The 26,493-nt window shown below is 70.7% G+C and carries 24 protein-coding genes; 15 read left to right on the forward strand and 9 right to left on the reverse strand.

Annotated elements, in window-relative coordinates:
- The first annotated feature begins 62 nt into the window (after nt 1–62).
- The 6 genes from ABZ016_RS27180 (at nt 63) to ABZ016_RS27205 (ending at nt 5,268) form a co-directional block, all read left to right on the forward strand.
- Nucleotides 63–1,139, forward strand: coding sequence for a Ku protein (locus ABZ016_RS27180; RefSeq protein ID WP_356919308.1), 1,077 nt, complete (start codon nt 63–65; stop codon nt 1,137–1,139).
- A 409-nt stretch (nt 1,140–1,548) separates the two neighbouring features.
- Nucleotides 1,549–1,731, forward strand: coding sequence for a hypothetical protein (locus ABZ016_RS27185; protein WP_356919309.1), 183 nt, complete (start codon nt 1,549–1,551; stop codon nt 1,729–1,731).
- A 104-nt stretch (nt 1,732–1,835) separates the two neighbouring features.
- Nucleotides 1,836–2,381 (forward strand): MauE/DoxX family redox-associated membrane protein, encoded by a 546-nt coding sequence (locus ABZ016_RS27190; RefSeq protein ID WP_356919310.1) that lies wholly within the window; start codon nt 1,836–1,838, stop codon nt 2,379–2,381.
- An 18-nt stretch (nt 2,382–2,399) separates the two neighbouring features.
- Nucleotides 2,400–2,942, forward strand: a complete 543-nt coding sequence (locus ABZ016_RS27195; protein WP_356919311.1) for a hypothetical protein — start codon at nt 2,400–2,402, stop codon at nt 2,940–2,942.
- Nucleotides 2,939–4,801: an ABC transporter ATP-binding protein gene (locus ABZ016_RS27200; RefSeq protein ID WP_356919312.1), complete on the forward strand. Its 1,863-nt coding sequence runs from the start codon at nt 2,939–2,941 to the stop codon at nt 4,799–4,801. Before ABZ016_RS27195 ends, ABZ016_RS27200 begins: the two co-directional genes overlap by 4 nt.
- Complete coding sequence (locus ABZ016_RS27205) at nt 4,798–5,268, forward strand: S26 family signal peptidase (protein WP_356919313.1); 471 nt, start codon at nt 4,798–4,800, stop codon at nt 5,266–5,268. The genes ABZ016_RS27200 and ABZ016_RS27205 overlap by 4 nt, the downstream gene beginning before the upstream one ends.
- A 111-nt stretch (nt 5,269–5,379) precedes the next feature.
- On the opposite strand, the gene ABZ016_RS27210 is transcribed toward ABZ016_RS27205, so the two are convergent.
- Nucleotides 5,380–5,790 (reverse strand): helix-turn-helix transcriptional regulator, encoded by a 411-nt coding sequence (locus ABZ016_RS27210; protein WP_356919314.1) that lies wholly within the window; start codon nt 5,788–5,790, stop codon nt 5,380–5,382.
- A 469-nt stretch (nt 5,791–6,259) separates the two neighbouring features.
- The gene (locus ABZ016_RS27215; protein ID WP_356919315.1) at nt 6,260–6,700 is read right to left on the reverse strand and encodes a DUF4345 domain-containing protein; all 441 of its coding nucleotides are present in this window, start codon (nt 6,698–6,700) and stop codon (nt 6,260–6,262) included.
- 103 nt (nt 6,701–6,803) lie between these two features.
- On the opposite strand from ABZ016_RS27215, the gene ABZ016_RS27220 reads away from it, so the two are divergent.
- From ABZ016_RS27220 to ABZ016_RS27230, 3 genes are all read left to right on the forward strand, one after another.
- On the forward strand, nt 6,804–7,433 hold the full coding sequence (locus tag ABZ016_RS27220) for a TetR/AcrR family transcriptional regulator (protein ID WP_356919316.1): 630 nt from the start codon (nt 6,804–6,806) through the stop codon (nt 7,431–7,433).
- Between the two features lie 117 nt (nt 7,434–7,550).
- Entirely contained in the window at nt 7,551–7,688 is a 138-nt protein-coding gene (locus ABZ016_RS27225; protein WP_356919317.1) for a hypothetical protein, read from the forward strand.
- A gap of 399 nt (nt 7,689–8,087) precedes the next feature.
- Nucleotides 8,088–9,224 carry an NAD(P)/FAD-dependent oxidoreductase gene (locus ABZ016_RS27230; protein ID WP_356919318.1) on the forward strand — a complete coding sequence of 379 codons (1,137 nt, stop codon included), beginning with the start codon at nt 8,088–8,090 and terminating at the stop codon, nt 9,222–9,224.
- Between the two features lie 51 nt (nt 9,225–9,275).
- Here the strand turns inward: ABZ016_RS27230 and gap are convergent, their stop codons facing one another.
- The gene (gap, locus tag ABZ016_RS27235; protein ID WP_356919319.1) at nt 9,276–10,274 is read right to left on the reverse strand and encodes a type I glyceraldehyde-3-phosphate dehydrogenase; all 999 of its coding nucleotides are present in this window, start codon (nt 10,272–10,274) and stop codon (nt 9,276–9,278) included.
- 108 nt (nt 10,275–10,382) lie between these two features.
- Nucleotides 10,383–11,339 carry a helix-turn-helix domain-containing protein gene (locus ABZ016_RS27240; protein WP_356919320.1) on the reverse strand — a complete coding sequence of 319 codons (957 nt, stop codon included), beginning with the start codon at nt 11,337–11,339 and terminating at the stop codon, nt 10,383–10,385.
- A 130-nt stretch (nt 11,340–11,469) separates the two neighbouring features.
- Here ABZ016_RS27240 and ABZ016_RS27245 point away from each other — a divergent pair, with 130 nt between their 5' ends.
- Entirely contained in the window at nt 11,470–11,961 is a 492-nt protein-coding gene (locus ABZ016_RS27245) for a DUF2975 domain-containing protein (RefSeq protein ID WP_356919321.1), read from the forward strand.
- Between the two features lie 209 nt (nt 11,962–12,170).
- Nucleotides 12,171–14,762, forward strand: a complete 2,592-nt coding sequence (gene rph / locus ABZ016_RS27250; protein WP_356919322.1) for a rifamycin-inactivating phosphotransferase — start codon at nt 12,171–12,173, stop codon at nt 14,760–14,762.
- A gap of 99 nt (nt 14,763–14,861) precedes the next feature.
- Here the strand turns inward: rph and ABZ016_RS27255 are convergent, their stop codons facing one another.
- Together ABZ016_RS27255 and ABZ016_RS27260 are read right to left on the reverse strand one after the other, a co-directional pair.
- Nucleotides 14,862–17,873 carry a BTAD domain-containing putative transcriptional regulator gene (locus ABZ016_RS27255; protein ID WP_356919323.1) on the reverse strand — a complete coding sequence of 1,004 codons (3,012 nt, stop codon included), beginning with the start codon at nt 17,871–17,873 and terminating at the stop codon, nt 14,862–14,864.
- Between the two features lie 271 nt (nt 17,874–18,144).
- Nucleotides 18,145–19,626, reverse strand: a complete 1,482-nt coding sequence (locus tag ABZ016_RS27260; protein WP_356919324.1) for an MFS transporter — start codon at nt 19,624–19,626, stop codon at nt 18,145–18,147.
- 236 nt (nt 19,627–19,862) lie between these two features.
- Between ABZ016_RS27260 and ABZ016_RS27265 the strand changes: the two genes are divergently transcribed.
- Nucleotides 19,863–20,735, forward strand: coding sequence for a helix-turn-helix domain-containing protein (locus ABZ016_RS27265; protein ID WP_356919325.1), 873 nt, complete (start codon nt 19,863–19,865; stop codon nt 20,733–20,735).
- A 27-nt stretch (nt 20,736–20,762) separates the two neighbouring features.
- Here ABZ016_RS27265 and ABZ016_RS27270 read toward each other — a convergent pair whose 3' ends face one another.
- Nucleotides 20,763–22,262: an oxygenase MpaB family protein gene (locus ABZ016_RS27270; protein WP_356919326.1), complete on the reverse strand. Its 1,500-nt coding sequence runs from the start codon at nt 22,260–22,262 to the stop codon at nt 20,763–20,765.
- Between the two features lie 2 nt (nt 22,263–22,264).
- On the reverse strand, nt 22,265–22,978 hold the full coding sequence (gene uppS / locus ABZ016_RS27275) for a polyprenyl diphosphate synthase (protein WP_356919327.1): 714 nt from the start codon (nt 22,976–22,978) through the stop codon (nt 22,265–22,267).
- 483 nt (nt 22,979–23,461) lie between these two features.
- On the opposite strand from uppS, the gene ABZ016_RS27280 reads away from it, so the two are divergent.
- Genes ABZ016_RS27280 through ABZ016_RS27290 form a run of 3 tightly spaced genes read left to right on the forward strand, consistent with a single transcriptional unit; the run spans nt 23,462 to nt 26,287 of the window.
- Entirely contained in the window at nt 23,462–24,580 is a 1,119-nt protein-coding gene (locus tag ABZ016_RS27280; protein WP_356919328.1) for a DUF2235 domain-containing protein, read from the forward strand.
- Between the two features lie 48 nt (nt 24,581–24,628).
- On the forward strand, nt 24,629–25,498 hold the full coding sequence (locus ABZ016_RS27285) for a nuclease (RefSeq protein ID WP_356919329.1): 870 nt from the start codon (nt 24,629–24,631) through the stop codon (nt 25,496–25,498).
- A 30-nt stretch (nt 25,499–25,528) separates the two neighbouring features.
- Entirely contained in the window at nt 25,529–26,287 is a 759-nt protein-coding gene (locus tag ABZ016_RS27290; RefSeq protein WP_356919330.1) for a hypothetical protein, read from the forward strand.
- Between the two features lie 20 nt (nt 26,288–26,307).
- On the opposite strand, the gene ABZ016_RS27295 is transcribed toward ABZ016_RS27290, so the two are convergent.
- Nucleotides 26,308–26,460, reverse strand: coding sequence for a hypothetical protein (locus ABZ016_RS27295; RefSeq protein ID WP_356919331.1), 153 nt, complete (start codon nt 26,458–26,460; stop codon nt 26,308–26,310).
- Nucleotides 26,461–26,493: the final 33 nt, after the last annotated feature.

Here is a 26,493-nt window from a genome sequence, read left to right on the forward strand (position 1 = left end):
ATGGGCGCGCGGTTCGTGAGCCGCCGTCTGATCGGCCGGCGGCACGATGGGAGTGGACGGTCATGGCACGCGCGATCTGGACCGGTGTGGTCACGTTCGGACTGGTCAGCGTGCCAGTCGGCCTGTACTCGGCGACCGAGGACCACACCGTCCACTTCCACCAGCTGCAGCGCGGCACCGCCGACCGGATCCGCAACCGCAGGGTGAACGAGCGCACCGGTGACGAGGTCGGCACCAGCGACATCGTCAAGGGCTACGAGGTGGGCGAGGGCGAGTACGTCCTGGTGGAGCCCGACGAGCTGGACGAGATCGCTCCGGGCCGGTCCCAGACCATCGAGATCACCGACTTCGTCGACCTGGAGAAGATCGAGCCGGTCTACTTCGACCGCACCTACTACCTCGCGCCGCGTGGCAAGGAGTACATCAGGGTCTACGAGCTGCTGCGCGCGGCACTGGACCGGGCGCACATGGTCGGCGTCGCGACGTTCGTGATGCGCGGCAAGCAGTACCTGACGGCGCTGCGCGCCGAAGACGAGGTTCTGGTGCTGCAGACCCTGCACTGGGCCGATGAGGTCCGCGACCCGCGCGAGGAACTGCCCGAGCTGCCCTCCGGCCGTGCGGGGAAGGGCAAGGAGCTGGACATGGCGCTCCAGTTGGTCGATTCCCTCAGCGGACCATGGGAGCCGTCCCGTTACCACGACACCTACCAGGAGAAGGTGCGCGAACTGGTCAAGGCGAAGGCCGAAGGCCAGGAGGTCGCCGCGGCCGAAGAGGCACCGACGGCGACCAACGTCGTCGATCTGATGGAGGCGTTGCAGGGCAGCATCGACCAGGCCCGTGGCGGCCGCCAGACCAAGCGGCGGAAGCCGGACTCGGCACGGAGAGCGACGCGGAAGCCTGCCTCGAAGGCGACGAAGAAGACCGCCACCAGGAACGCGCCGCCGAAGACCACCCGCGCATCCTCCGCATCCCGCGGCCGGCGCGGTACGGGCAAGTCCGAGTTGCGGCAGCTGAGCAAGACCGAGCTGTACCAGCGGGCCACCGAGCAGGGCGTCCCCGGCCGTTCCAAGATGAGCCGGGAGGACCTCATCGACGCTCTCGCCCACGCAGGGCGCCGCCGCAAGCAGAGCACTGCCTGAATGCACATCGGCCGGCGGCATGCCGACGGCGATGGCGTCGCCCCACCCGCGTCCGTGCGCCGCCTCGGACGAGCGGAGGCGTTGCGGCAAAGGACGGCGAACGCGACCGGGGCTCGTGCAGCAGCCGTCCGACGAGATGCCTGCCGGCGGGACGGATCGTCGTCCGGGTGCCGACGCCCGGAGCGGACTTGCTGAACACGTCCCGAACAGCCGCCCTCATCAGGCCCCGGCGTCCGGAACGCGTTCGGAATGTGTCGGAGCGTCGTTCCGGCGTTGAAACCAGAGCTCGCCCCGCCCAAGACTCGTCAGCGTTCATCCCGCCCGCTCACCGGGTCGGGTCCGGACCCCTCGCCTCCCTGCCGGACGTCGTCCTCCGGGGCACGAGGGGCTGTCGAATCGAGGAGTGGTCATGCTCAACAGGCTCGGACAGCTCGGCACCTCCCTGCTGGAACGGTTCCTCCCCTCCGCCGACGCGGACGCGCTCAGGTGCCGGCCGCGCTGCAACGCGGAGGGCCGCTGGCAGGACTGGTGCTGCGACAACAACGGCAGGAACTGCCGCTGGGTGGGCGAGCCGTCGGAGAGCCCCTGCTGACGGCGGAACACCGGTGATCGGGGGAGGGCGTGCCGGTCGGTGTGTCCTCCCTCTTCTGCACGGCGGGGCCCGGACGGCGGGTCCCCCGGCCCTGGGAGGCGGCAATGAACTACTTCGCTCACGGCGTGCGCGGGCTGCTGACCGCCGTGTTCCTCATCGCCGTGATCGGCAAGATCGGCAAGGCCGGGGCGTTCTCCGCGTTCGCCGACTCGTTGCGGCCCCTTGCCACGGTGCCGGATGCGGCCGTGCGGGCGGTGGCCCTCGGGGTGGTCGCGGTGGAGGGCGCCGTCTGTCTCGCGCTGGTCCTGCCGTACGCCCCGGCGGCATTGGCGGGCTTGCTGATCGCCACCGCGCTTCTCGCGGTGTTCACCTTGGTCATCACCCGGTCGGTGGGCAGGGGGACCACCGTGCGTTGCCGGTGCTTCGGCCGGTCGGCCGCGCCGCTGGGCCGGGCGCACGTCGTACGGAACGGGCTGCTGGCGTCCCTCGCCGGGGCGGGCGCGGGGGCAGTGGTGGCCGGCCCGGCCGGTGGATCGGACCCGGGGGTGGTCGCGGTGGCGTGGTGCGCGGGCGCGGTCGCCGGCGGCCTGGTCACCGTGGCGGAGGACCTGGTGAGTCTGTTCCGGCCCGTTGCCCCTTTTCATGACTGAGTGACTGAGAGGTGCTGGATGGCTGCTCTGACCTCGGCAGTGGTGCTGGTCGGCATCCTGTGCGTAGTGGACCTGCTGCTCTCCATCGGAGTGATCAAGAAGCTGCGGGAGTACGGCCCGGCCGGGCCTGCGAGGGCGCCGGGCGGGGGGATGACGCCGCTGCGCCCCGGGGAGGAACTGCCCGCCTTCACCGCCGTGGCGGTGGACGGCGCGCTGGTCAGCGGGTCCTCGCTGCCGGACGGCGCGCTGATCGCCTTCCTCTCCCCGCACTGTGAGCCGTGCCGGGCGAAGCTGCCCGAACTCGTCGCGTACGCGGCCGCAGAGCCCGGCGGCCGGGACCTGACACTCGCCGTCGTGGTCGGCGAACCGGAGGAGTGCGAGCGCTTCGTCGGTGAGCTCAGCCCGGTGGCCCGGGTCGTCGTGGAGCCCAAGGGTGGGCCGGTGTGCGCGGCCCTGCGCGTGGACGCGTTCCCGGCGACCCTGCGCGTCCGCTCGGACCAGGACCGTACTGTCGTCTCCGGTCATGTGATGGACCTGGCGCGGGAGGCGTCCCCGCGATGAATCCGTCCGTGTCCGCGCGCCGGGGCGGGCTGCTGCCGGCCGCCGCCCTGGCGGCCGGCGCTGCTCCGGTCGCGTGCGTGTTGTACGGCGTGCTGAGTCTGGCCACCGGCCTGCTGTCGGTCGCCGCGGCGTGGCTGACCAAGTCGGTGCTGGACCACCTGGGATCGGACGCGGGAATGAGCGCGCTGCTCGTCCCCGCGCTCGGCCTCACGGTCGTCGGCGCCGTCGCCGCCCTGCTGCCTCACGTGTGCCGCTACCTGTCCGCGGAGGTGGACCGGCGTACCGCACTCCGCGCCGACGCCCGGCTCTTCACGAAGGCGGCGAGTTTCCCCGGCCTGAGCCGGTTCGAGGACCCGGGCTTCCTGGACCGGCTGCAACTGGCCCGACAGGGCGGTGGCCGCGTCCCCGCGCAGGTGATGGACGCGACACTGGGCCTGGCACGGTCCGCGATCACGGTAGCCGGCTTCCTTGGTTCCCTGCTGGTGCTGAACCCGGTACTGACCATCCTGGTGGCCGCCGCCGGGGTGCCGACGCTCTGCGCGGAGATCGCCCTTTCGCGCCGGCGGGCGGGCGTGGCCTGGCGAGTAGGGCCGACGGAGCGGCGGGAGTGGTTCTACGGCGGTCTCCTCACGGACGCCGAGGCGGCCAAGGAGGTGCGCCTCTTCGCCATCGGCGGCTTCCTGCGGGACCGGATGCTCGCCGAGCGGCGGACGGCCAACGAGGCCCGCAGGGCCGTTGACCGGCGCGAGGTCGCCGTGCAGTCGGGCCTCGGGCTGCTCGCCTCGCTGATGACGGGTGGGAGTCTGCTGTGGGCGGTGCGCGGAGCGTACCGGGGCGAGTTGTCGGCGGGTGACGTGACGCTCCTCGTCGCCGCCGTCGCCGGAACCCAGTCCGCGTTCGCCGCGCTGGCGCACGAGGCAGCCCGTGCCAGCGAGGCGCTATTGATCTTCAGCCACTACCGGCACGTGATCGAGGCCCCGGCGGACCTGGTGCTCGCGCCGGTCCCCCGACCGCTGCCCGCCCTGCGCCGGGGCATCGAGCTGCGTGACGTGTGGTTCCGGTACTCGGAGCGGCACCCGTGGGTCCTCAGGGGCGTCGATCTGACGATTCCGCACGGCAGTTCCCTGGCCCTGGTGGGCCTCAACGGGTCGGGCAAGACGACGCTGGTCAAGCTGCTCTGCCGCTTCTACGATCCGACCCGGGGCGTCATCCTGTGGGACGGCGTCGACCTGCGCGAGGTCGATCCGGCCGACCTCCGCGACCGGATCACCGCGGTGTTCCAGGACTTCGTGCAGTACGACCTGACGGCGGCCGAGAACATCGCGCTGGGCGACCTGGGCGCACTCGACGACGAGGATCAGATCGTGTCGGCCGCGCGGCGGGCCGGGGCTCACGACACGCTCAAGGAATTGCCGAAGGGCTATCAGACACCGCTCACCAGGACGTTCTTCATGGAGGAAGACAAGGACGACCCCGAGTCGGGCGTGCTGTTGTCCGGTGGCCAGAGCCAGCGTCTGGCTCTGGCGCGGGCCTTTCTGCGAGGAACGCGGGATCTGATGATCCTCGACGAACCCTCGGCACGACTCGACGCCGAGGCCGAGTACGAGATCCACACCTCGATCGCGCGGCACCGCCGGGGCCGGACCAGCGTCCTGATCTCTCACCGGATGGGCTCGCTGCGCCATGCCGATGTCATCGTCGTCCTCTCCGGCGGGCGCGTCGCCGAGCACGGCGACCACGCGCGCCTGCTGTCCGCCGGTGGCGAGTACGCGCGGCTCTTCGCGCTCCAGGCCACGGGCTATCTGCCCGACGCCGCCGGGCCGTCCGAGGGGGCAGCGCTGACGGAGGTGTCACCGTGAGCAGGGGGCGGGACGTCTGGATGTCGGCGTTGGCGCTGGCCGTCCTCGCGGCCTGCGGGGCGGGCGCCGCCCGTCGTCTGCTCGTCGTCACCGTGCGCGGAACCAGCATGACCCCCACGCACCACCACGGGGACCGGCTGCTGGTGCGTCGTACCCGCACCGTACGCCGGGGGCAGGTCGTGGTGGTGCTGCGTCCCCGGTCACCGGCGATCTGGCGGGAGGACCGGCGCAGTCCGCTGATCGTGAAGAGGGTGGCGGCGGTGCCGGGGGAACCGGTGCCCCCCGGGTCGGTCCCCACCCTCGCGGAGGGCCATGAAGGGCGGGTGCCACCGGGCCACGTGGTGCTCCTCGGCGACAACGTCGCCGCCAGCGTGGATTCACGCCAGTTGGGCTTCTTCCCGCTGGGCGACGTGTTCGGCGTGGTGGCGCGGTCCCTGCCCCACCCCGAGGGCGCCCGCCGGCGGTGAATCGCTGGTCCGGTGGCTCTGTTCCGCTTGCGCGGCACGTGGAGACCTCGCGGCCACGCGGGTTCCGGACCGCAACTGCTCGTGATCAACGAACGGTTCGAGTGAGCCCGTTCAGTGCGTGCCCTGGCCGTGGGCTCGCCGTGTGACCCTGCTGCCGAGCCGCTTGCCGCACCACCAGGAGGTCAGGCAACCGGCGGCGAACACTGCCGCGACAGCGGCGTCGGCCATGCGGTGACGTCCGTCGGCGCCCTCCTCGTCGTCGAGAACCGGTCCTGGTGCCCCGCCCTGGCCGGCCGGTGCCCAGACGGCCAGGGCGATCCCGCTGCGCGCACGTAACCACGCGTCCGTCTCGTCCTTGCCTCCACAGACCCGCACGAACGCCCGTACCACGTCCTCCCGGGGTAATGTGGCGCGGCCCAGCACGGTCGCGAGCGTGCTGGGCGGCAACGTGTCGCCGTTCTGGTGCGCGCGCACCGCGATCTCCCGGTACGTCAGCCCGGACCACGCTTTGAGTGCACGCATACGGTCCACGAAGAGCCGGGGGTCGGAGAAGTCGTCGGGGCGGGGCGGGCAGTGATGCCTCATCTCATGGCCTCTCTTGAGGATGCGGTGGGGAAGTCGCTGCGACGTCGCGGCCCGATGGTGACACCTGCGCGTTCCGGACTGTCCCGGACGGCCCTGGCGGCTGTCCGGGACACTCGGGGCACGGCTCTCGCCGGCGGCCACCTGTGCCAGCGGCAGCCGACCGCGCGGGACCCGACGAGCGCAACCAGTTCCTTGCCGGCTGGTGGAACGACCATGTACGACCAGGCTTGTGGAAAGTTGCCGCAAACCTTGATTCCGCTGATGGCAGCCCGTGCGGGTAGCGGTTGCCGATCCCTGACACGCCGGGCGACGCGGTCCTCACAGCGGTCGAGTGTCCGGGAGCGGCGGGTGGGCTCCTCTCGGGGCGTCACCAGGACGCCCCCGAGCCTCACGATCTGGTCACCGGTCAGGTCCGGGTGCGTGTCCTCATGGCTCCGCCCCGGGGGATTCCACTCTCCGGATCGCTGTGCAGGGCCCGCTCCTCCGCGTCGGCCAGCCAGAAGAAGACCGGAGGCAGGATGATCTCGATCACCGCCAGCGCGATCTGGAACCACTGCGGCCAGCCGTGCACGGCGAGCGAGAGCAGCCGGCCCACGCCGCCCAGCAGGAAAACGCCGGCCAGCCATCGCACCGCCCGAGCCGGGATCGGACTCTGCCGCGCGGCCCAGAGCCAGGCCAGCCCGTAGCCGGCGAAACTGGCCCCCATGAACCGGCCCCAGCTGTCGACCGTCGTGCCGGCAGAACCGGCGCCGGGGATCGCCGCGTTGCCCAGTGCCACATGAAACAGGCCGATCATCACGCAGGCCCAGCCCATCAACTGCGTGAGTACGCGCAGAACTCTGGCCATGGTCGCTCCAAGCCGCGTCGGCAGACGCTGAGTCGAGACTCTAGTTGACATGTGTCTACTACAATGGATGCGCTAGTAGACCCATGTCAACTAAACTTGGTTCGTGCCTCCCCGCAAACGACTCACCCCCACCGCCCGCCGCGCCCAACTCCTCAGCGTTGGAGCGCGGCTCTTCGCCGCCCACCCCTACGCCGACGTACTGATGGAAGACGTCGCCGAGAAGGCCGGTGTCTCCCGGGCCTTGCTCTACCGTCACTTCCCCAGCAAGCACGCCCTCTTCGCCGCCGTCTACCAGCAGGCTGCGGACCAACTACTCGCAGAGACGCGGCTCGACCCCGCCGACTCCCTGGTGGAGCAGCTGATTCAGGGAATGGACGTCCATCTCGACTTCTTCGTGGCGAACCGCAACGCCGTCCTCGCCGCGAACCGGGTCCTCGCAGGCGACCCGGTGATCCAGACGATCATGACGAACGAGCTGGACGCACTCCGTGCCCGGCTGCTGGCCGTGCTCCCCCTCGCGGACGAAGGGGTACGACAGGCTGTGTCCGGCGTCCTGAAGAGCTGGCTGGTGTTCGTCCAGGTCCTCTGCGTCGACTGGCTCACCCACGAGACGTGTACGCGCACCCAACTGCGCGACATCTGCATCGGCGCGATCATCGGCGCCCTCCGGCCACTGCTCGACCACGACCCCGCTCCCGACTGGCCGCCGCAAGGACCCGGCGCTGGCGCCTAGGGCTGCCCACCACCGGCGGATCGCGTGCTTGCGGTGGGCGAGGGCGGACAGTCGTCGACGGTCACGGAGTTGTAGAGGCGTGCGCTTCTGGTGGTGAGACGGGCAAGGGTTCGGCTGGTGCCCATCGTCGCCGCCCGCCCGCGCCAGCTCCCCGGCGAGGACGTACGCTCCGACGACGGCCAGGGTGGTGCTGCCGCCGAAGGCCGGGCCTGGGCAGCAGCCCGCGTCACCGAGGAGTCTCACCCTCCCCTGTGACCAGGTGTCCATGGCGAGTCGGGTGATCGAGTCGAGTTCGTGCGTCCGAGGTGACGCTGAAGATTTTAGACAGGTCCGCCCGGACGGGACGGCGTGCGCCCTCCCGTACACCGTCATCCGGTTGGTGCCGGTGGCCCGCTCCTCGATGCTCGGGAGAACGCCCATCTTCTCCGAGATCTTCATCGCGGGCCGAAACAGATCGAGCGCGTGGCCGCCGGTCATCCGCAGAGCGCCCTCCCCCACCGCTCACAGTGCGCTGATCTGTGGGTGCGGGTGTCGTGTCAGAGAGCTGTCAGGGGCTGTCGGTCGGATGTCGGTGGCTCGTCGGCGGGGGCTGACACCTTGCAGGAGACGGCCGCGCCGGAACTCACCGGGCGGCACGACCGCGAAGGAGCCACCATGCGAACCCCCGTCACGATCATCGGCGCCGGGCTCGGCGGACTCACACTGGCCCGCGTCCTGCACGTCCACGGCATCCCGGCCACGGTCTACGAGGCCGACGCCTCCCCCTCGGCGCGGACGCAGGGCGGGATGCTCGACATCCACGACTACAACGGGCAACTCGCCCTCAAGGCGGCCGGCTTGATGGACGAGTTCCACCGCATCGTCCTTCAGGGCCGCCAGGCGATGCGAGTCCTCGACCGGGACGGGAACGTGCTTCTCGAAAAGGCCGACGACGGCACGGGCGGGCGCCCCGAAGTGATGCGCGGCGAGCTGCGGCAAATCCTGCTCGACTCGCTTCCGGCCGGCACCGTCCAGTGGGGGCACAAGGTCAGCGGCGTCCGCGCCCTCGGCGGGGGGCGCCACGAGGTGACGTTCGCCGACGCCACCACCGTCGTCAGCGGCGTGCTGGTCGGCGCGGACGGCGCCTGGTCACGGGTCCGGCCGCTGCTCTCCGACGCCGCCCCCGAGTACACCGGCACGTCGGTCGTCGAAACCTATCTGTTCGAGGCCGACGCCCGGCATCCGGCATCCGCCAAGGCGGTCGGCGGCGGGATGATGATCGTGCCTTCGCCGGGCAGGGAGATCTTCGCTCACCGCGAGAGCGGCGACACCCTGCACGCCTACGTGGCGCTCACCGAGCCGCGGGAGTGGTTCGCCGCCATCGACTTCAACGATCCCGCCGCGGCGACCGCGCGGGTGGCCGAGGAATTCGAGGGCTGGGCCCCGGAACTCACCGCGCTGATCACCGACAGCGACACCGCACCGGTCCTGCGCCCCCACTACGCCCTGCCGACCGGGCACCGGTGGGACCGGGCGCCCGGGGTGACCCTGCTCGGCGACGCCGCCCACCTCGCGGCCCCGAACGGCGAAGGCGCCAACCTGGCCATGCTCGACGGCGCCGAACTCGGCATGGCCATAGCCGCGCATCCCCACGACGTCGAGGTCGCGCTCACCGAGTACGAGCGCGCCATGTTCCCCCGCAGCAACGAGGTCGCCACTTTTGAGGATGCCGAGATGCATGGGATCGACTCCGACGACAACACTGCTCACCACCTGGCCGACCTGTTCACCCAGAACACCGAGGAGTTCTGACAGTCCAGGGCGCCGGGTCCGGCGGAGGCGGGGTACCGCCCCGGTGTCCGGTCAGCGGGTGGCGAGGAGCTCGAGCGTGTCGATCACGCGGTTCGAGAAGCCCCACTCGTTGTCGTACCACGCGACCACCTTGACGTGGCGGCCGTCGACACGGGTGAGGTCCGAGTCGAAGATCGACGAAGCGGGACTGCCCGTGATGTCGGACGACACCAGCGGGTCCTCCGAGTACTCGAGGATTCCGGCGAGCGGCCCCTCCGCCGCGTTCCGGTACGCCGCCAGCACGTCGTCGCGCGTCACGTCGCGGGCGACGGTCGTGTTGAGTTCGACGATCGAGCCCACCGGCACCGGTACGCGGATCGAGTCGCCCGACAGCTTGCCGTCGAGGTTCGGCAGCACCAGGCCGATCGCCTTGGCGGCACCGGTCGTGGTCGGCACGATGTTGACGCCGGCGGCCCGGGCACGGCGGGCGTCGCGGTGCGGGCCGTCCTGCAGGTTCTGCTCCTGCGTGTAGGCGTGCACCGTCGTCATGAACCCGTGTTCGATGCCGGCGAGCTCGTCGAGCACCTTGGCCAGCGGCGCGAGCGCGTTGGTGGTGCAGGAGGCGTTCGAGACGATCGTGTGCAGGTCCCGGTCGTAGGCGTCCGTGTTCACCCCGAACGCGAGCGTGACGTCGGCGCCGTCCGACGGCGCGCTGACGAGGACCTTCCGCGCGCCCGCGTCGAGGTGGCCCCGGGCCGCCTTGGCCGAGGTGAAACGGCCGGTGGCTTCCAGGACGATGTCGACGCCGAGTTCGGCCCAAGGCAGCTGCGCCGGTTCACGCTCGGCCAGCACCTTGATCCGGCGGCCGTCGACGACAAGGGCGTCCCCGTCGACGGTCACCGGGCGCCCGAGCCGGCCCGCGGTGCTGTCGTAGGCGAGCAGCCGGGCGAGCGTGGCGGGCTCGGTGAGGTCGTTGACGGCGACGATCTCGAGGGCGCTGTCGCGCTCCAGCAGGGCGCGCAGCACGTTGCGTCCGATGCGGCCGAATCCGTTGATGGCGATGCGAGTCATGAGTGATGTCCCTTCCCTTCCGCACCAGACTCGCCCGCGGCTCGCGCCGCTGACAGTGGCGGTATCGCCACGGTTCAAAAGGATCTCGCCACCCGGCGCCGGGCTGTGTCACTGGCCCCGGGTGAAGGTGCGCCGATAGTCGCTCGGTGTGGTGCCGAGGATGCGCTGGAAGTGCAGACGCAGGTTCGCGCCGGTGCCCAGGCCGGTGTCGGTGGCGATCTGTTCGACGCTGCGCTGCGAGCGCTCGAGCAGTTCGCGGGCCAGGTCGATGCGGGCGCGCATCACCCACTGCATCGGCGTGTAGCCGGTCTCCTCGACGAAGCGCCGGGAGAACGTGCGCGCCGAGACTCCCGCCTGCCGCGCGAGTGTGTCGAGGGTGAGGGGCTCGCCGAGCCGGCGCAGCGCCCACTCGCGGGTGGTGGCGAACCGCTCGCCGAGCGGCTCGGGGACGCTGCGCGGCACGTACTGGGCCTGGCCGCCGCTGCGGTAGGGGGCGGCGACCAGACGCCGGGCCGCGTGATTGGACGCGGCCACGCCGAGGTCGCCGCGCAGGATGTGCAGGCACAGGTCGATGCCGGAGGCGGCGCCGGCCGAAGTGAGTACGCTGCCCTCATCGACGAACAGCACGTTCTCGTCGACCCGGACGTGCGGATGCCTGGTCACGAGTGCCCGCGTGTAGTGCCAGTGCGTCGTGGCGCGCCTGCCGTCGAGCAGGCCCGTGGCGGCGAGCGCGAAGGCGCCCGTCGAGATGGCGGCGAGCCGCGCGCCGCGGTCGTGGGCGGCGATGAGCGCCTCGACGACGGCCTGCGGCGGGTCGTCGCGGTCCGGGAACCGGTAGCCGGGGACGAAGACGATGTCGGCCCAGGCAAGCGCGTCCAGGCCATGGGCGACGTAGTACGCGAGGCCATCGCCGCCGGTCACGAGGCCGGGTGTCGCCCCGCACACCCGCACCTCGTACGGCATGCTCGCGCGAGTCGTGAAGACCTGCGCGGGAATTCCGACATCGAGAGGCTTCGCACCCTCCAGCACGAGGACGGCGACGCGATGCAGGCGGGAGGCGGACACAGGAAGAGGTTACGTGGAGGTGTGACTCCGATGCGTAGTCGACCGCAGCTGAGATCAGGACGGCCCCGACACTTGCTCAATCTATCGATATTCGATAGCTTTCCATCGCAACTCGATTGAGGGATGGGTCATGGGAAAGCTGACAGTGTGTGCGCTGCGCGCCGTGCTCATGACGGTGCTCGCCGGCACCGTCTTCGTTCAGGCATTGATGGTGTGGGCGTTGGTCAGTGGGAGCGACCCGGAGGACGGATCACTCCCCCTGACCCCGCTGCGCGCGATCACGGTCCTGGGCATGGCGTCGGTCCAGGTCACCCTGGTCTGTGTAGGGCGGCTGGTGACGATGGTGCGACGCGGAACCGTGTTCTCCCACGCCGCCTTCCGGTACGTGGACGGTGTGATCGGCGCGATCGTGGTGGCCGCTCTCCTGTGGTTCGCGGTCACCGTCCTCAACGCGCCGGGCCAGCGGGAGGACCCGGGCGTCACCCTCATCATGGGCGGGATCGGTGTGGCCATCCTGGGAGTCGCGCTCATCGTGCTCGTGCTGCGGATGCTGCTCGCCCAGGCCGTCGCGCGGGACGTCGAAGCGACGCGGATGCAGGCCGAGTTGGACGAGGTGATCTGAGGCGGCGGCGACGGCAAAAGACAAAGGCAAGGAGAGCTCTCTCCTTGCCACTCTCAACCTATAGCGCGCCGGGGGGCTTGCCGCAAGACCCGGGGTGTCGCGCAGAATCCTCCGCCGAGGCCACAACCGACGGAAAGTGGGGGCACGACGTGCGTGTGTCGTTGTCGACGCATAGGCGACGCGGTGACGTCGAGACAGCAGGCGGACCGTTGCAGTACGTAGTGGATCTGCGGGAGATCGACGGGACTCAGGCCGCCGTCGTCGGCGGCAAGGGCGCGCATCTCGGCGGGCTGACGGGGATCGACGGCGTCCTCGTGCCGGATGGCTTCTGCGTGACGACGGACGCCTTCCGGCGGATCATGGCGGAGGCGCCGTCGATCGACGATCAGCTCGACCAGCTGTCGCGCATGAGCCCGGACGACCGGCAGGGGATCCGCACGCTCAGCGCGCAGATTCGCCGCACCATCGAGGGAATCAATGTCCCGGGCGATCTCGCGGCGGCGATCACCGGGGCGCTCGCCCGGTTCGGTGAGCAAGCCGCCTACGCGGTGCGATCCAGCGCGACCGCAGAGGATCTGCCGACGGCATCCTTCGCCGGCCAGCAGGACACCTACCTGAACGTCGTGGGACCGACGGCGGTTCTGCAGCACGTCAGCAGGTGCTGGGCTTCGCTGTTCACCGAGCGGGCCGTGACCTACCGCCAGCGGAACGGCATCGACCACCGCACGGTCCAGATGGCCGTGGTCGTGCAGGAGATGGTCCTCCCGCATGCGGCCGGCATCCTGTTCACGGCCGACCCGGTCACGGGCAACCGGAAGGTCGCCACCGTGGACGCCGGCCTCGGACTCGGCGAAGCCCTGGTCTCCGGCCTGGTGAACCCGGACGTCTTCAAGGTGCGGGACGGCGAAGTCGTCACCAGGACGATCGCCGCCAAAAAGCGTGCCGTTCACGCCCTGCCGGGGGGCGGAACGCAGGAAGTGGCCATCGACCCGCGGCAGCAGGAGCAGCCCGCGCTGACGGATACGCAGGTCGTACAGCTCGTTCAGCTCGGGCGGCGGATCGAAGCGCACTTCGGCCGCCCGCAGGACATCGAATGGTGCCTGGCCGACGACGGCTTCCGGATCGTTCAGAGCCGGCCGATCACGACGCTGTTCCCCATCCCCGAAGCCGGTGATCAGGAGAACCACGTCTACGTCTCCGTCGGTCATCAGCAGATGATGACCGACCCCATGAAGCCCCTCGGGCTCTCCATGTGGCAACTGACCGCCATGACGCCGATGCACGAGGCCGGCGGGAGGCTGTTCGTCGACGTCACCCAGCGCCTGGCCTCGCCGACGAGCCGCGCCGGCCTCCTGGACGTCGTGGGCCGAGGTGACCCGCTGGTCAGGGACGCTCTGGAGACCGTCCTCGATCTCGAGGGTTTCGTCCCGACTCTCCCGGACACGGATGCCGGCGGGCCGCCGGTCGGTGGCGCGGTCGCCTCGATCGAGACCGATCCGGCCATCGTCACCGAGCTGGTCGAGCGCAGCAAGGCGTCCATCGCCGCCTTGGAGCGCGACATCCGGACGAAGACCGGACCTGCGCTGTTCGACTTCCTGCTGGCGGCCTTCGACGAGCACAAGCGCGTCCTCAGTGATCCGCTGAGTATGAAGGCGATCATGGCGGGGATGCAGGCCACGTGGTGGCTCAACGACAAGCTGCAGGAGTGGCTGGGCGAGAAGAACGCGGCTGACACCCTCACGTTGTCCGCCCCCGGCAACATCACGTCGGAGATGGGGCTGGCGCTGCTCGACGTCGCGGACGTGATCCGCCCTCATCCGGACGTGGTGGCCTTCTTGCAGGGCGTCGAGGACGAGGGATTCCTGGACGAGCTGGTGAAGCTCTCGGGTGGGACGGAGGCGCGCGACGCCATCGAGGCCTACCTCGACCGGTACGGCATGCGCTGCGTGGGCGAGATCGACATCACGAGGCCGCGTTGGCGCGAGCGCCCCACCACGCTCGTGCCCGTGATCCTCGACAACGTCAGGAACTTCGAGCCCGGCGCCGCCGAGCGTCGCTTCGAGCAGGGGCGGCTGAAGGCGCAGCAGAAGGAACAGGACGTGCTGTCACGCTTGCGGGCCCTCCCGGACGGGGATCAGAAGGCCGACGAGACCAAGCGGATGATCGACCAGGTAAGGACCTTCATCGGGTACCGGGAGTACCCGAAGTACGGCGTCGTCAGCCGCTACTTCGTGTACAAACAGGCTCTGCTGAAGGAGGCCGAGCGCCTCGTGCGGGCCGACGTGCTTCCTGACGAGGAGGACATCTTCTACCTCACGTTCCAGGAACTGCACGACGTCGTGCGCTCGCACCAGGTGGACGACCAGCTCATCCAGCAGCGCAAGGACGCGTTCCGGTCGTACCACGCGCTCACACCGCCCCGGGTCCTCACATCGGAGGGCGAGGCCGTCACCGGGGCGTACCGACGCGACGACGTGCCGGCCGGCGCCCTGGCCGGGCTACCGGTTTCCGCCGGGACCGTGGAGGGAAGGGCCCGGGTCGTCCTCGACATGGCGGAGGCCGACCTCGAAGCGGGCGACATCCTGGTCACGGCCTACACGGATCCCAGCTGGTCGCCCCTGTTCGTCGGCATCGCGGGCCTGGTGACGGAGGTGGGCGGCCTGATGACCCATGGCGCGGTGATCGCCCGGGAGTACGGCTTGCCGGCCGTCGTGGGCGTGGAGCAGGCCACCCGGGTGATTCGGGACGGGCAGCGGATCCGCGTGCACGGGACCGACGGGTACGTCGAGATTCTGGCTTAGCGGTCCTGGCCCGGCCCTTGGGCATGGCGGTGGGTGATCAGGCAGACGGCGAGGCCGAGGAACGCTTCGTGGATGTCGTCGCGTCTCCCAGCGGCCGGGTCAAGCCGTCCGTACCTTTTCGGCCTCGTCGCGGGCACGGTCCGCGGCCGTGTGATCGCCGGCCAGGGCGTGTGCCTTGGCCAGGGTTTCCATGCCGACGGCCAGCCACCGGCTGGAGCCGATCTGTCTCCAGAGCCTGACGGCGGCCTCGGCGCGTCTGCGGGCGGGTGCCGCACGGCCCACCGCGAGGTGTGCCTCGGCGAGCGCGTACAGAGTCGCCGCCTCACCCCAGAGGTTGCCGAATTCCCGGTAGCTCCACAGACTCCGGGCCAACAGGCGGCGCCCTTCCCGATGCTCGCCCTGGCGGACCAGGACGTCACCGAGCCAGCTCGTGGCGTGTGTGGCGCTGAGGCGGTCGCCGAGCTCCTCACTGATCGCCACGGCCTGACGGTAGGCGTGGGCGGCGGCCGGGTAGGCGCCGAGTGCGCGATGGCACTGGCCCAGGCATCGCAGGGCTCGGGCCTCCCCCGGCCCGTAGCCCGCGCCCCGGCTGACCCGCAGGCACTCCGTGAACCGCGCGATGGCGGCCTCGACACGGCCCTGCTCCAGGTCGATGACGCCGAGGCCGTTGATCGCGTAGGCGAGACAGTTGACGTTGCCTGCCGATTCGGCGAGCTCTGCGGCCTCTTCGAAATAAAGCACGGCGGAGGAGTACTGGCCGAGGAGCCGGTGCACATAGGCCAGCCCGGCCGTGGCACTGGCCCGGTACGTGGGTCCCTCGCCTTCGGCCAGCAGCAATGCCTGCTCGAAGTGGTCCAGTGCTTCCGGATAGCGGTCGAGGATGGTGGTGAGTTCGCCGAGGCAACGGTGGACCTTCGCGGCGCTGTGCCGGTCGCCGCTGCTCAGGGCCGCCTTGAGCGCCCGGTTCTGGAGCCTCTCCCAGTCGTCGAAGTGGCTGCCGACCTGGAAGAGGGTCGTGAGGGCGGTGGCCAGCCCGGCGGCGGGTGCGACGCCTTCCGTTCCCTCCAGCGCCTGCTCCGCCACGTCGATGAGGAACTGGCGTTCGTCGTTGAACCAGCTCAGCGGATCGGCGAGCAGGTGATCGGCGTCGTCGGCGGCCGGTCGCCAGGAGGCCAGGTCAAGCTGTGAGATGCCTTGGAAGTCGACGCTGAGGGCGTCCGCGGCGAGGTCGGCGAGGTGCAGGCTCGCCCCGAGCAACCGGGTGAGTGCGGCCTTGCGATCCGGTTCCGGGACGTCCTGCTCCGCGCGCTCCCTGGCGAACAGCTTCACCAAGTCGTGCAGTTGGTAGCGGATGCCGGTGGCGCCGGCCGCACCGATCTGCACCAGGTGCACCTCGACCAGGTCGTCGAGGACGGTCTCCGCCTCGGACAGACCCGCGTCCAGCAGCGCGGCCAGCGCCCAGGCGGCGAAGCCCGGCCCGGGCAGCAGAGCGACCATGCGCAGCGCGTGCTGTGTCGCCGTGGTCATCTGCCGGTACGTCAGCTCGAGGCCGGCCCGCACGGCGATGTGGCCGACGGCCAACTCGTCGAGCTTGCGCTGCTCGTCGGCCAAGGCGCGCGCCACCTTGGCAAGGGGCCAGTGCGGCCGGGCAGCCAGCCGGGCCCCGGCGACCCACACCGCCAGGGGGAGGCCACCGCAGGTTTCCACGATGGAGCGGGCCGGTCCCGACTCCGCGTCCGTCCGGTTCCGGCCCAGCATCTCCCGCAGCAGGTCGAGCCCCGTCGCGGTGTCCAGTACGCCCAGGGGGAGCCGGCGGCCGCTCAGCTCAGCCATGGTCGTCCGGCTGGTGATGACGGCGGCACAGCCCACACCGCTGGGCAGCAGGTCACTCACTTGCTGGGCACTGGCGGCGTTGTCCAGGACGACGAGCATCTGCCGTCCTGCCAGCAGGGTGCGGTAGAGATGGACGCGGTCGGTCAGCTCTGCGGGCACGCTCCCGCCGGGGATGCCGAGCGCGCGGAGGAAGGTGCCGAGGACCGTGAACGGCTCGGCCGGATCGTCGCCGAAGCCCCGCAGGTCCGCATGGAGCTGACCGTCCGGGAAGCGGTCGGAGAGCAGGTGTCCCGTTCGTATCGCGAAGGCGGTCTTGCCCACTCCTGCGGCGCCGGTGACCAGCAGCGTCACCGGACCGGTCCGTTCTTCGCCGAGCAGTCGGCGCGCCTCGTCCACCTCGTCCTCGCGGCCGACGAAGAGTGACAGGTCCGCCGGGAGGAGCCGGGGTACGAGCTGGCGTGTCATCGGCGGGTTCGCCGCCGTGGCGCCCTTGCCGGCCGGTTTCGAGGGGGTGGGCGATGGAGCGGAGCGGGGGGCGTCCGGCTCCGGGTCGCCGGCGAGGATCCGTTCGTACAGCCGCCGCAACGCCGCCCCGGGGTCGACACCCAGCTCGTCGGCGAGCCGGCTCCGAGCGCGCTCGTACGCCTCCAGTGCTTCGGCCTGCCGTCCGCACCGGTACAGGGCCAGGATCAGTTGCCCGATCACGCGTTCGTCGAGCGGATACGCCTCGGCCCGGGCGGCCAGTTCGCTCACCATCCCGTCGTGCTGTCCCAGGCGCAGCCGCACATCGACCAGCTCCAGCTGGGCGGCCAGCCGCTCTCCGTCGAGGAGGTTGCGCTGTGCGTTGAACCACGGGGTGTCCACGCCGGCGAACGCGCTGCCTCGCCACAGCGCCAAGGCTTCCCGCCACAGAGCCTCGGCCTGCCCGTCACTGCCCGCCTTGCGGGCCTGGCCCGACAGCTCGCGGAAGCGGTGTGCGTCCACCACCGAGGGCGCGACAGCCAGCCGGTAGCCGCCGCCCCGCTCCCGCGTGATGGCCGTGCCGTCGGCCGACAGTGCATGTCTCAGCCGGGAGACGTATCCGTACAGCTTCCGTCGGCCGTTCACCGGCTCGGCGTCTCCCCAGACGCGGTCGACCAGCGCGTCGACCGACACCGCCCGGCCCGCGTCGACGAGCAACGCCGCCAGCACTCGCCGCTGCATCGCATGCCCCACATCGATCGCGACCCCGTCCCGCCGTACCTCGACAGCCCCGAGGATCCCGAAGCGCGTGGCCATCACACCCCCTGCGACACCCGGTCATCTCCACGCCACACTCTGGGCGCCACCCACCTGCGATTCCAGACGGAATCAAGCTATTCCGAAGGTTTGCCGACACTGGCCCCGGCATCGTGAACATCACGTCCCCGGAACTGCCGGGGTGGCATGCGCGCGCCTGAGCTCACAGTGGACACCGCCTCATAAGCACCGGACGGCCGGGGGGCGTCCGGCCACGGGGCCCCGGGAACCCCCCGGGGCCCTACTGGGGGCCGCATCCCCGGTGGTGGGATCAGCCGCGGGGCAGGAGGACGCGGGCCAGGGCGGCGGTGGCGAGGAGGAGGGCTGCGACGGTGAGGAGGCCGATGCGCATGCCCGTGAGAGAGAAGTCGCCGCCCGGGCCGGAGAGCAGGCTGCCGAAGAGGGCGACGGCAAGCGCACCGCCGGTCTGGCGGAGGGAGTTGAGAAGTCCGGACGCGGTTCCGGCGCGCTCCGGCGGGACGGCGTCCATGAGCAGCGCGGTCAGCGCCGGTACCGCGAGCGCACCGCCGATGCTCAGGGGCAGCAGCAGGACGAGTACCAGCCACACCGGGGTGTGGTCGGCCAGGGGCAGCATGGCCAGCATCGCCGTGGTGAAGACCAGTTGCCCGGTGACGATCACCGGGCGCCGGCCGATCCGCTCCGACAGGCGCGGGGACACCAGGTTGGTGACCGTCACCACCACCGACATGGGGACGAACATCAGCCCGGCGGCGATGGCCGACATGCCGCGCAACTGCTGGTAGTACAGCCCCAGCAGGAAGACCCCGCCGTAGAAGGCGGCGTTGAGGGCGAAGCCGACCGCGAGCGGGACGGCCACGCTGCGGTCCCTCAGCATGGCCGGGGGGACCATGGGGTGGCGGTGCCGGGCCTCCACCATGCAGAAGGCACACCCGGAGGCGAGGGCGAGCGCGGCGGCGGCCGGCACCGGGCCGCTGGTCCAGCCCAGGTGGCCGCCCTCGATCACCGCGAAGGCCAGCCCGGCCAGGGCCAGTACGGCGGTGAGCTGGCCACCGCCGTCGAGGGCGGCGGGCCGGCGTGGGGAGCGCGGTACCCGGATGAGCAGGGCCAGGATCACCGCGCCCACGGGGAGGTTGAGCAGGAAGACCGCCCGCCAGCCGGCCAGGTCGGTGAGCAGCCCGCCCAGGACCGGACCCGCGGCCATCGCCACCGACCCGCCGACCGTCCACAGCGCGATGGCGCGGGCGCGCGCCCGCGGCTCCGGGTAGGCCTGCCGGATCAGCGCCAGCGAGGCCGGCATCACGACCGCGGCGGCGGCGCCCTGCGCCACGCGCGCGCCGACCAGCACACCGATGCCGGGCGCGAGCGCGCAGCCTAGCGAGGCGAGGGTGAAAAGGGCGACGCCCCAGGCGTAGGCGCGTCGGGCGCCGGTGCGGTCGGCGAGCGCGCCGGCGGAGAGCATCCACGCGGCGAACATCAGGGTGTAGGCGTCGACCACCCACTGCAGTCCGGACATGTCGCTGCCGAGGGAGTCTCTGATCGTGGGCAGTGCGATGTTCACGGCCGAGACGTCGATGGTGATCACGGTGAAACCGAGCAGCGAAGCCAGCAGCGCGACGCCGCTGTGCGGTGGCGCGGCGGAAGGCTGGGCGGGTGTGGCGGTGGGATGGGAGCCGTGCGGCTGTCGTCTCCGCATGGGCGTGGACGGCTTCGGGTCGCGTCCGGCAGTGGAGGCGGTGGGCGGGGGCGGGGGCGACGCAGGGGTGGCAGGCATGGTGAACTCCCAGGCAGGTGACGGTTTGTCAGGGACGACCGGGCGGGCGGCCCCGCACGCCGTGGCCGCGGCCCGGTGTCTCGCACCCCCTGGGCCCCGGCGGGCCGGCCGCCCGCTCCGGGATCAACCCTGCGCCCTTCCGCGGCGTCCGGGCAGACCGCGCTGGACCCGGGGTGTGGCGTTCCAGGCCCTGACACGGCCCCCCACGCTCCTTGACCACCTGCGACAATGGCCCTATGGCAGCAGCGGACACCAGGGGCACCGAGCTCGGCCGATACCTCAAAGCCCGCAGGGCGCAGGTGCGCCCGGAGGATGTCGGCCTTCCGGCCGGCGCGGGCCTGCGCCGCACCCCGGGGCTGCGCCGTGAGGAGCTGGCCGCGCTGGCCGGAGTGAGCGTCGACTACTACATCCGTCTGGAGCGCGGCCGGGAGACCAACCCCTCCGCCGCCGTCGTGGACGCCCTCGGCCGCGCCCTGCGGCTGCGTGGTGACGGCTACGAGCGTCTGCACGAGCTCGCGGAACTGGCCTCCGGCCGGTTCGCCGAGCTGCCGGCCTCCTCTCAGAACACCGTCCGCGACTCGGTCCTGCGGATGCTGGAGTCGGTGCGACCGCTGCCCGCCTATGTGGTGAGCCGCTACAACCGCGTACTGGCCGCCAATCCGCCCGGCCGACGGCTGCTGCCCGGGCTCTGGGGCTGGCCGGAGGATCAGCGCAACCTGACCCGCTACGTCTTCCTCCATCCGGTCGGCCGGACGCTCTACGAGCCGTGGGAGGACACCGTCGCCCGGTCGGTGGCGCATCTGCGGGCGGTCGCCGGGGCCGATACCGACGATCCCGAGCTGACCGCGCTCGTGGGCGAACTGATGCTGAAGTCACCGCATTTCGCGCGGTTGTGGGAGCGGTACGACGTCTGCGAGCGGGGCGGCGGGCAGAAGTCCTTCCGGCATCCCAAGGCCGGCCCGATGACCCTGACCTACGAGGTCATGCGGCTGGCCCGGACCGGCGGCCAGCGCATGGTGGTCTACCAGGCAGCCCCAGGCAGCGAGGACGAGAAGGCCATGCTCCGCCTGGAGTCCGCGGACACCCGAGCGGAGTCCGCGGACACGTGACGGGACGGGCGGTGCCTCCTGACCGGTTCACGCCTGGGCGAACAAGGGGTCGTAGGCCGTCGACCGCCGGCGGCCTGACATGAAGGACAGGAAGTCCCCGATGAAGGCGCCGCGCGTGTAGGTGCGGACCGTGCCGGCGGTGTCCCGGTGGAACGCGGTCCGGAACAGCGTCCGGTGTTCGTCCGCGTCGATCTGCTGGTCGCCGTCCTGGTCCGTGGCGTCGAAGAGGACTTCGGCGACCTTGATCAGTGCGGGTCCGGCCAGGGAGGGAACAGCGGTGGCGTACTCGTGGGCACTGATGCGGCCGTCACCGTCGGTGTCCAGTGCCGACTGAAGTTCGCGCCACCAGTCGGCGTAGGCGTTGTAGAGCCTTGTCTCCTCGGGCTCGTCCAGATCGAGGCGGGTGGACAGTTCGCGGGCCATGGCGGCGAGGTCAGGCCAGTCCAGGTATCCGTCGCCGGTCTGGTCGAGCACCTCGCGGAAGAACTCCTCCGCACTGCGTTCGGTGCCGGTCCGGGAGACGGGTTCCGGTTGCGGAGGGAGAGGCGTGATGAGCCGGATCAGGGCGCCGGCCCGTCTCACCCGGTCGTGCAGGGCGGTGACCGCCCGGGCTCGCGGGTCGTCGCTGTCGGGTGAGAGGGCCAGCAGGTCGGCGATGGCGTCGGCCCGGATCCAGCCGTCAGGCAGGAACCGGGCCAGGCCGACGGTCAGATAGGCCCCCTGCATCAGGGTCTGGGCACCGGGCACCTCGGGCAGCCCGGCGCGTCGGCGGAACGGCTCCGGGAGCGAGGCGACGGTGATCGCCCCGAGCAGCGGGCCGACGACGGCCCGGCCGGTGGCCCACAGCGTGGGCAGGCCGCCCAGCAGGGCCGGAGCGGGCAGATGGTCGAACAGCCGGTAGAGGATGATCTGCATCGCCTCGGTGTTCTCCAGCTCCTGCTGCACCACGTGGTCGTAATAGGACCAGAACTCGGTCAGGGTGGGCGGCAGTTGGCCGGCCTGTTCTCCCATGGCGGCCAGGTACGCCTGGAACTCGGCGTAGAGCCGCTCCATGGCGTGCTGCTCAAGAGGCTGTCCGCTCAGTCGGCACATGGTCACGGTGCTCTCGAACAGGGTCGCCACCACCCAGGCGCGTGCAGCGGGGTCCATCGCGCTGTACGGCCTGCCCCGCGGGTCGGTTCCGTTGAGCCGTGCGTGGAGGCGGTTCAGGCGGGCCGCTTCTCGGATCCGTACCTGTTCGTCGTCACCAAACATGCGCTGCAAACTGCGGAGGGTGTTGCGCAGGCGTCGCCACGGGTGGGCGACGAAAGTGGAGTTGTCGATCAGCGCGGCACCGATCTGCGGGTGCGCGGCCTCCAGCACGGTCGCCCGGACGATGGCCAGGGCCCAGCGCGGATCGTTGAAGAACTCCTGGAACTGCGAGCCCGCGCCGAACAACGGCGCCTGTCCGTCTGCGGCGCTCGGCCGTGAGGTACCGCCGTCGAACTCGGCCGCGTCGCCCGGCGTGTTGCCGGGATGTCCGCCCATGGTCACGTTCCGGACTCTCCGTTCCGCTCGGGCAGCACGCCACCGAAGCGGCGGTCGCGATGCCGGTAGGTGTGCAGGCATTCGAGGAAGTGCGGCGCGCGGAAATCGGGCCACAGCACGGCCGGGAAGACCCATTCCGCATAGGCGACCTGCCAGAGCATGAAGTTGGAGATGCGCTGTTCCCCCGAGGTGCGGATGACCAGGTCGACGTCGGGCGTGTCGGGGAAGGGCAGGTGTGCGGCGAAGCTCCGCTCGTCCACCGCCTCGGCCGCCACACCCGAGCGGATCAGTGACCGCGCGGCAGCGACGATGTCCCCCCGCCCACCGTGATCGAACGCGACGGTCAAGGTCATACCCCGGTTGTCGCCGGTCAGTGTCATCAGGTCGGCGAAGTCGCGTGCCAGCGCCCGGGGGATCCGCGGGTCGCTCACACCGAGGAAACGGCAGCGGATCCCCCGGGCGTGCAGCAGCGCGGCGTGCTTGCGCACCACTGCGCGCACGAGTCGCATCAAGTAGTCGACCTCGGCACTTGGCCGGCTCCAGTTCTCGGTGGAGAAGGCGTACAGGCTCAGCCACTCCACGCCCGCCGTCCGGGCCGCCTCTATGACGTCGATCACGGTCGTCTCCGCCGCCCGATGCCCTGACGTACGCGGCAGCGACCGCTGGGCAGCCCACCGTCCGTTGCCGTCCATCACACAGGCCACGTGGCGCGGCATCGTGAGCGAACGGTCTCCCTCAGCGAACCGCGACGCGGCGGTGGTATCGGCTGACGCGGTGCCCACGGTGTGTCCAACTGCCATGTCAGTCCCCTGCCCCCAGACGATGACACCCCTGCGCGGCGCCGCCCACGGCCGGGGTGTCCCTCCCCCCGGTCGCGAGGCCCGCTCAGCGCGGCGATCGCACCTGAAGCAGGGTGTCATCCCCCGCGCTCGAACGCCGTGTCACCGCAAGACATTCACCCTTGGAACAATTGCCCGAAGCAATGGTCGTGGTGCGGGGGTTCGTCCGGACCAGCCGACCTGGTGCGGTGGGCCGCATCCTGGAATTCGTCGTATGGCGAGGTCCGCGGAGCGGTGGAAAAATGGAACCGGCGCCTTTGGACGGACATCTCGGCGCGTGACCCGGTAGAGGTCGCGGCCTGTCCACGGTCACGCGTCGGCTCTGTGCGAGGTCCTTCACTCCTACGAGGAGGGATGGCCATGGCCAAGCGTCTGGTCGTGTGCTGCGACGGAACGTGGAACTTCGCCGACCAGCCGAGCAAGACCAACGTCAGCAAGGTCGCCCTGGCTGTGCGCTCAGGGCCTGCCGGTGGGAAGGACCAGCGCGTCTACTACCACGGCGGTGTCGGTACCCGCCGATGGGAGCGTCTGCGCGGCGGCGCGTTCGGCGTCGGCCTGTCCCGGAACGTCATCGACGCGTACCGCTTCCTCGTCGAGACGTACGAGCCCGACGACGAGCTGTTCCTCTTCGGTTTCAGCCGGGGCGCGTTCACCGCCCGTAGTCTGGCGGGGCTGGTGCGCAACAGTGGCATCCTGCGCCATGACCAGGCCGGCCGCGTCGAGGAGGCGTGGTCCCTCTACCGCGACCGAACCGAGAGGCCGAGCGGCGCGGCCTCCGCGTTGTTCCGCCGTTCGTACGCGCACGAGACGTACATCCACTTCATCGGGGTGTGGGACACGGTCGGTGCCCTGGGCATCCCGGCTGCGGGCCCCAGGTGGCTCAAGCCGGTCGTCAAACAGTTCAACCACCGCTGGGAGTTCCACGACACCACGTTGAGCAGTTGGGTCAGGGCGGCCTTCCACGCGCTGGCCATCGACGAACAGCGTTCGGCGTTCGAGCCGACGTTGTGGCACCAGCAACCCGGCGCCGCCGAGCAGGGCCAGGAGCTGAAGCAGGTGTGGTTCGCCGGGTCGCACTGTGATGTCGGTGGCGGATACAGAGAGACGGGGCTGTCCGACATCGCCTTGCTGTGGCTGGTCGAGCAAGCCCGCAGGTGTGGGCTGGAGTTCGACGCCCGCGCGCTCGGCGCGCCCGGGCCGGGCGGGACGGAACCCGACGAGGTCATCGACTTCCGTGTGCAGCCGGACCCCATGGGCGAGCTGCACCCCTCGCGGACGGCGCTGTACCGACTCGCCAAGCCGCTGCACCGGCCCATCGGCCGGGCGAAGGACGACAAGGGCCGGCTCGACGGGAACGAGTTCCTGGCCGCGCAGGCCAAAGAACGGTACGACAAAAATCCGGAATACCGGCCGCCGGAACTCGCGCGGTATCTCCACGATCCGGGGTCAGACCTGTCGCACGGCATGCACACGGTCTGAGTTCTTTCGGCGACGGATTCCACACACGGCCAGGAGGAGAGTGCCACCATGCCGATGTTGCTGATCAAAGGCGCGTACAAAATCATCGGTGCGAGTCCTGACGGGGACTCCGTCCGCTTCTACCCCGACGACCCCGACCAGTGGGATCTCCTGCGCGGGCGGCGCGTACGGCGCAACCGGGGCGGTGGCGCTCAGCTCCGGCTCGACGGCATCGACACCCTGGAAACCCACTACCGCCCGCCCAGAGGCCCCGAGTTGCACCAGCCGGCCCCGTTCGCCGGCCGGGCCGCGGACGAATTGCTGTCCTGGCTGGGCTTCGAGGACGTGCAGCGCGACACCCACGGCATCGTCACCAGCAGCAGCCCCGACTCCCGGCCCGGTTACATCCTCACCCGCAGCGCGGACGTCCACGGGCGCTGCGTCGCCCTCGCCGGCCGCGGCACCGACGCCCCGGGCTCCAGTGGTGAGTTCATCACCGTGACGACGGAGCATCTGCGGGAGACGGTCAATCACCACCAGCTCGTGGAAGGCCTGGCTTATCCCACCTTCTACCGGAAGCTGTTCGTCGACCTGCGGCAGGAGATGACCGCGGCGGCGAAGCAAGCCGGGGAGGCCGACAAGGGTCTGTGGCCCAAGGACCAGACCCTCAGTGGAGTGAAGGTGGAGGGGATGTCCACCCTCACCGACGCCGCGGTGCTGCTGCCCAAGCTGTTCCGCCGGCTGGCCGACTATCTCCAGCTCAACGACGGCGACCCCGCCCTGGATGGCCTGCCCGCCTACCTCGAGCAGCTAGAGGACCGGCTGTTCATCCTCTCCAGCGGGCAGTCGACCGGTTTCGGCACGGTCGTCCAGGTCAGTAACGGGAACACCGTGCGGCTCACTCACGACCCCGACGACCTCGTCTTCGACGAGAAGTAGCGGATCCGGGAAGCCTGCGGGAGCGGTGCGATGGACCTGTTGCCTGTCGAGATCAAGGTCAATGTCGAGAGCGACGTGGGGGCGGCGCTCTCGGCCCTCGGCGGGGCGCACGGCCCCGGGACGACGACACGTCAGATCTGGTTCGCCGAGGACCGGGACGGCGTCGCCGAGGGGCGGGTTCCCCTCCTGGAGGGCGGCGTGATCGTACGGTTCAGGAGCGGGGGCGGACCGGACGACCTGACGGTCAAGTTGCGCCCGTGCACCCGGGAGCAGTTGATCGGCCGGTTCTCCGACCCGTTCGACGCGAAACCGCTCACGTACAAGATCGAGCACGACTGGTCGGGGAACCACCATGTCCTGGCGGCCTCCCTGACACACGGTCACCCACCGGGAACCCTGTCGGACGCGGTGGCGCCGGGGTCCGATCCCGTCACACCGATCGACGCGGTGCAGGAACAGTTCCTGCATGCCTGCAGGCCCGCCGTCCGGGTCGGCGGGCTGGTCGCGTTGGGGCCGATCCTGTCGACGAAAGCCGACGACGTGCCGCTCGACGACCTGGACGTGGACCTGGAGGCCTGGTCGGTCGCCGGCCTCGACTTCCTGGAGGTCTCGATCCGGGTGAAGCCCAAGGACGAGGACGACGCCGAGAAGCTCGACGAGCGGGCCGAACGCAAGCAGCGAAAGCTGGAGGCGGCGGTGAGGGAGCGCGGGGTGGTGCTCTCCGAACACCCGGAGAGCAAGACCCAACGCGTCCTCACCGCCTTGGCGGGAGCCTGGCAGAACCAGTAGTCCGGCGAAGGCAGCCGGTCTCAGGCGTCGGCGTGGCGGCGCCAGGCCATCCTTCGCGGAGCGGCATGGTGCACCGGCTCATCCCAACGAGCGGACTGCTGACGCCACAGGCACAGGTACGTCGTGGACAGCAGAGCGGTGAACACCACCAGGAGCACCACCGATACCCACATCTGCCGGCTTCCAGGTTCATCCCATCCCGCCGA

Origin of the sequence: Streptomyces sp. NPDC006372 (assembly GCF_040612515.1) — a bacterium.
Lineage (GTDB): Bacteria > Actinomycetota > Actinomycetes > Streptomycetales > Streptomycetaceae > Streptomyces.

What these genes read in the sequence shown, in the direction of transcription:
- ABZ016_RS27180 (WP_356919308.1), top strand. Translation starts at nt 63, where the DNA reads ATGGCACGCGCGATCTGGACCGGTGTGGTCACGTTCGGACTGGTCAGC.
- ABZ016_RS27185 (WP_356919309.1), top strand. Translation starts at nt 1,549, where the DNA reads ATGCTCAACAGGCTCGGACAGCTCGGCACCTCCCTGCTGGAACGGTTC.
- ABZ016_RS27190 (WP_356919310.1), top strand. Translation starts at nt 1,836, where the DNA reads ATGAACTACTTCGCTCACGGCGTGCGCGGGCTGCTGACCGCCGTGTTC.
- ABZ016_RS27195 (WP_356919311.1), top strand. Translation starts at nt 2,400, where the DNA reads ATGGCTGCTCTGACCTCGGCAGTGGTGCTGGTCGGCATCCTGTGCGTA.
- ABZ016_RS27200 (WP_356919312.1), top strand. Translation starts at nt 2,939, where the DNA reads ATGAATCCGTCCGTGTCCGCGCGCCGGGGCGGGCTGCTGCCGGCCGCC.
- ABZ016_RS27210 (WP_356919314.1), bottom strand. Translation starts at nt 5,790, where the DNA reads ATGCGTGCACTCAAAGCGTGGTCCGGGCTGACGTACCGGGAGATCGCG.
- ABZ016_RS27215 (WP_356919315.1), bottom strand. Translation starts at nt 6,700, where the DNA reads ATGGCCAGAGTTCTGCGCGTACTCACGCAGTTGATGGGCTGGGCCTGC.
- ABZ016_RS27230 (WP_356919318.1), top strand. Translation starts at nt 8,088, where the DNA reads ATGCGAACCCCCGTCACGATCATCGGCGCCGGGCTCGGCGGACTCACA.
- gap (WP_356919319.1), bottom strand. Translation starts at nt 10,274, where the DNA reads ATGACTCGCATCGCCATCAACGGATTCGGCCGCATCGGACGCAACGTG.
- ABZ016_RS27245 (WP_356919321.1), top strand. Translation starts at nt 11,470, where the DNA reads ATGGGAAAGCTGACAGTGTGTGCGCTGCGCGCCGTGCTCATGACGGTG.
- ABZ016_RS27255 (WP_356919323.1), bottom strand. Translation starts at nt 17,873, where the DNA reads ATGGCCACGCGCTTCGGGATCCTCGGGGCTGTCGAGGTACGGCGGGAC.
- ABZ016_RS27260 (WP_356919324.1), bottom strand. Translation starts at nt 19,626, where the DNA reads ATGCCTGCCACCCCTGCGTCGCCCCCGCCCCCGCCCACCGCCTCCACT.
- ABZ016_RS27265 (WP_356919325.1), top strand. Translation starts at nt 19,863, where the DNA reads ATGGCAGCAGCGGACACCAGGGGCACCGAGCTCGGCCGATACCTCAAA.
- ABZ016_RS27270 (WP_356919326.1), bottom strand. Translation starts at nt 22,262, where the DNA reads ATGGGCGGACATCCCGGCAACACGCCGGGCGACGCGGCCGAGTTCGAC.
- uppS (WP_356919327.1), bottom strand. Translation starts at nt 22,978, where the DNA reads ATGCCGCGCCACGTGGCCTGTGTGATGGACGGCAACGGACGGTGGGCT.
- ABZ016_RS27280 (WP_356919328.1), top strand. Translation starts at nt 23,462, where the DNA reads ATGGCCAAGCGTCTGGTCGTGTGCTGCGACGGAACGTGGAACTTCGCC.
- ABZ016_RS27285 (WP_356919329.1), top strand. Translation starts at nt 24,629, where the DNA reads ATGCCGATGTTGCTGATCAAAGGCGCGTACAAAATCATCGGTGCGAGT.
- ABZ016_RS27290 (WP_356919330.1), top strand. Translation starts at nt 25,529, where the DNA reads ATGGACCTGTTGCCTGTCGAGATCAAGGTCAATGTCGAGAGCGACGTG.
- ABZ016_RS27295 (WP_356919331.1), bottom strand. Translation starts at nt 26,460, where the DNA reads ATGTGGGTATCGGTGGTGCTCCTGGTGGTGTTCACCGCTCTGCTGTCC.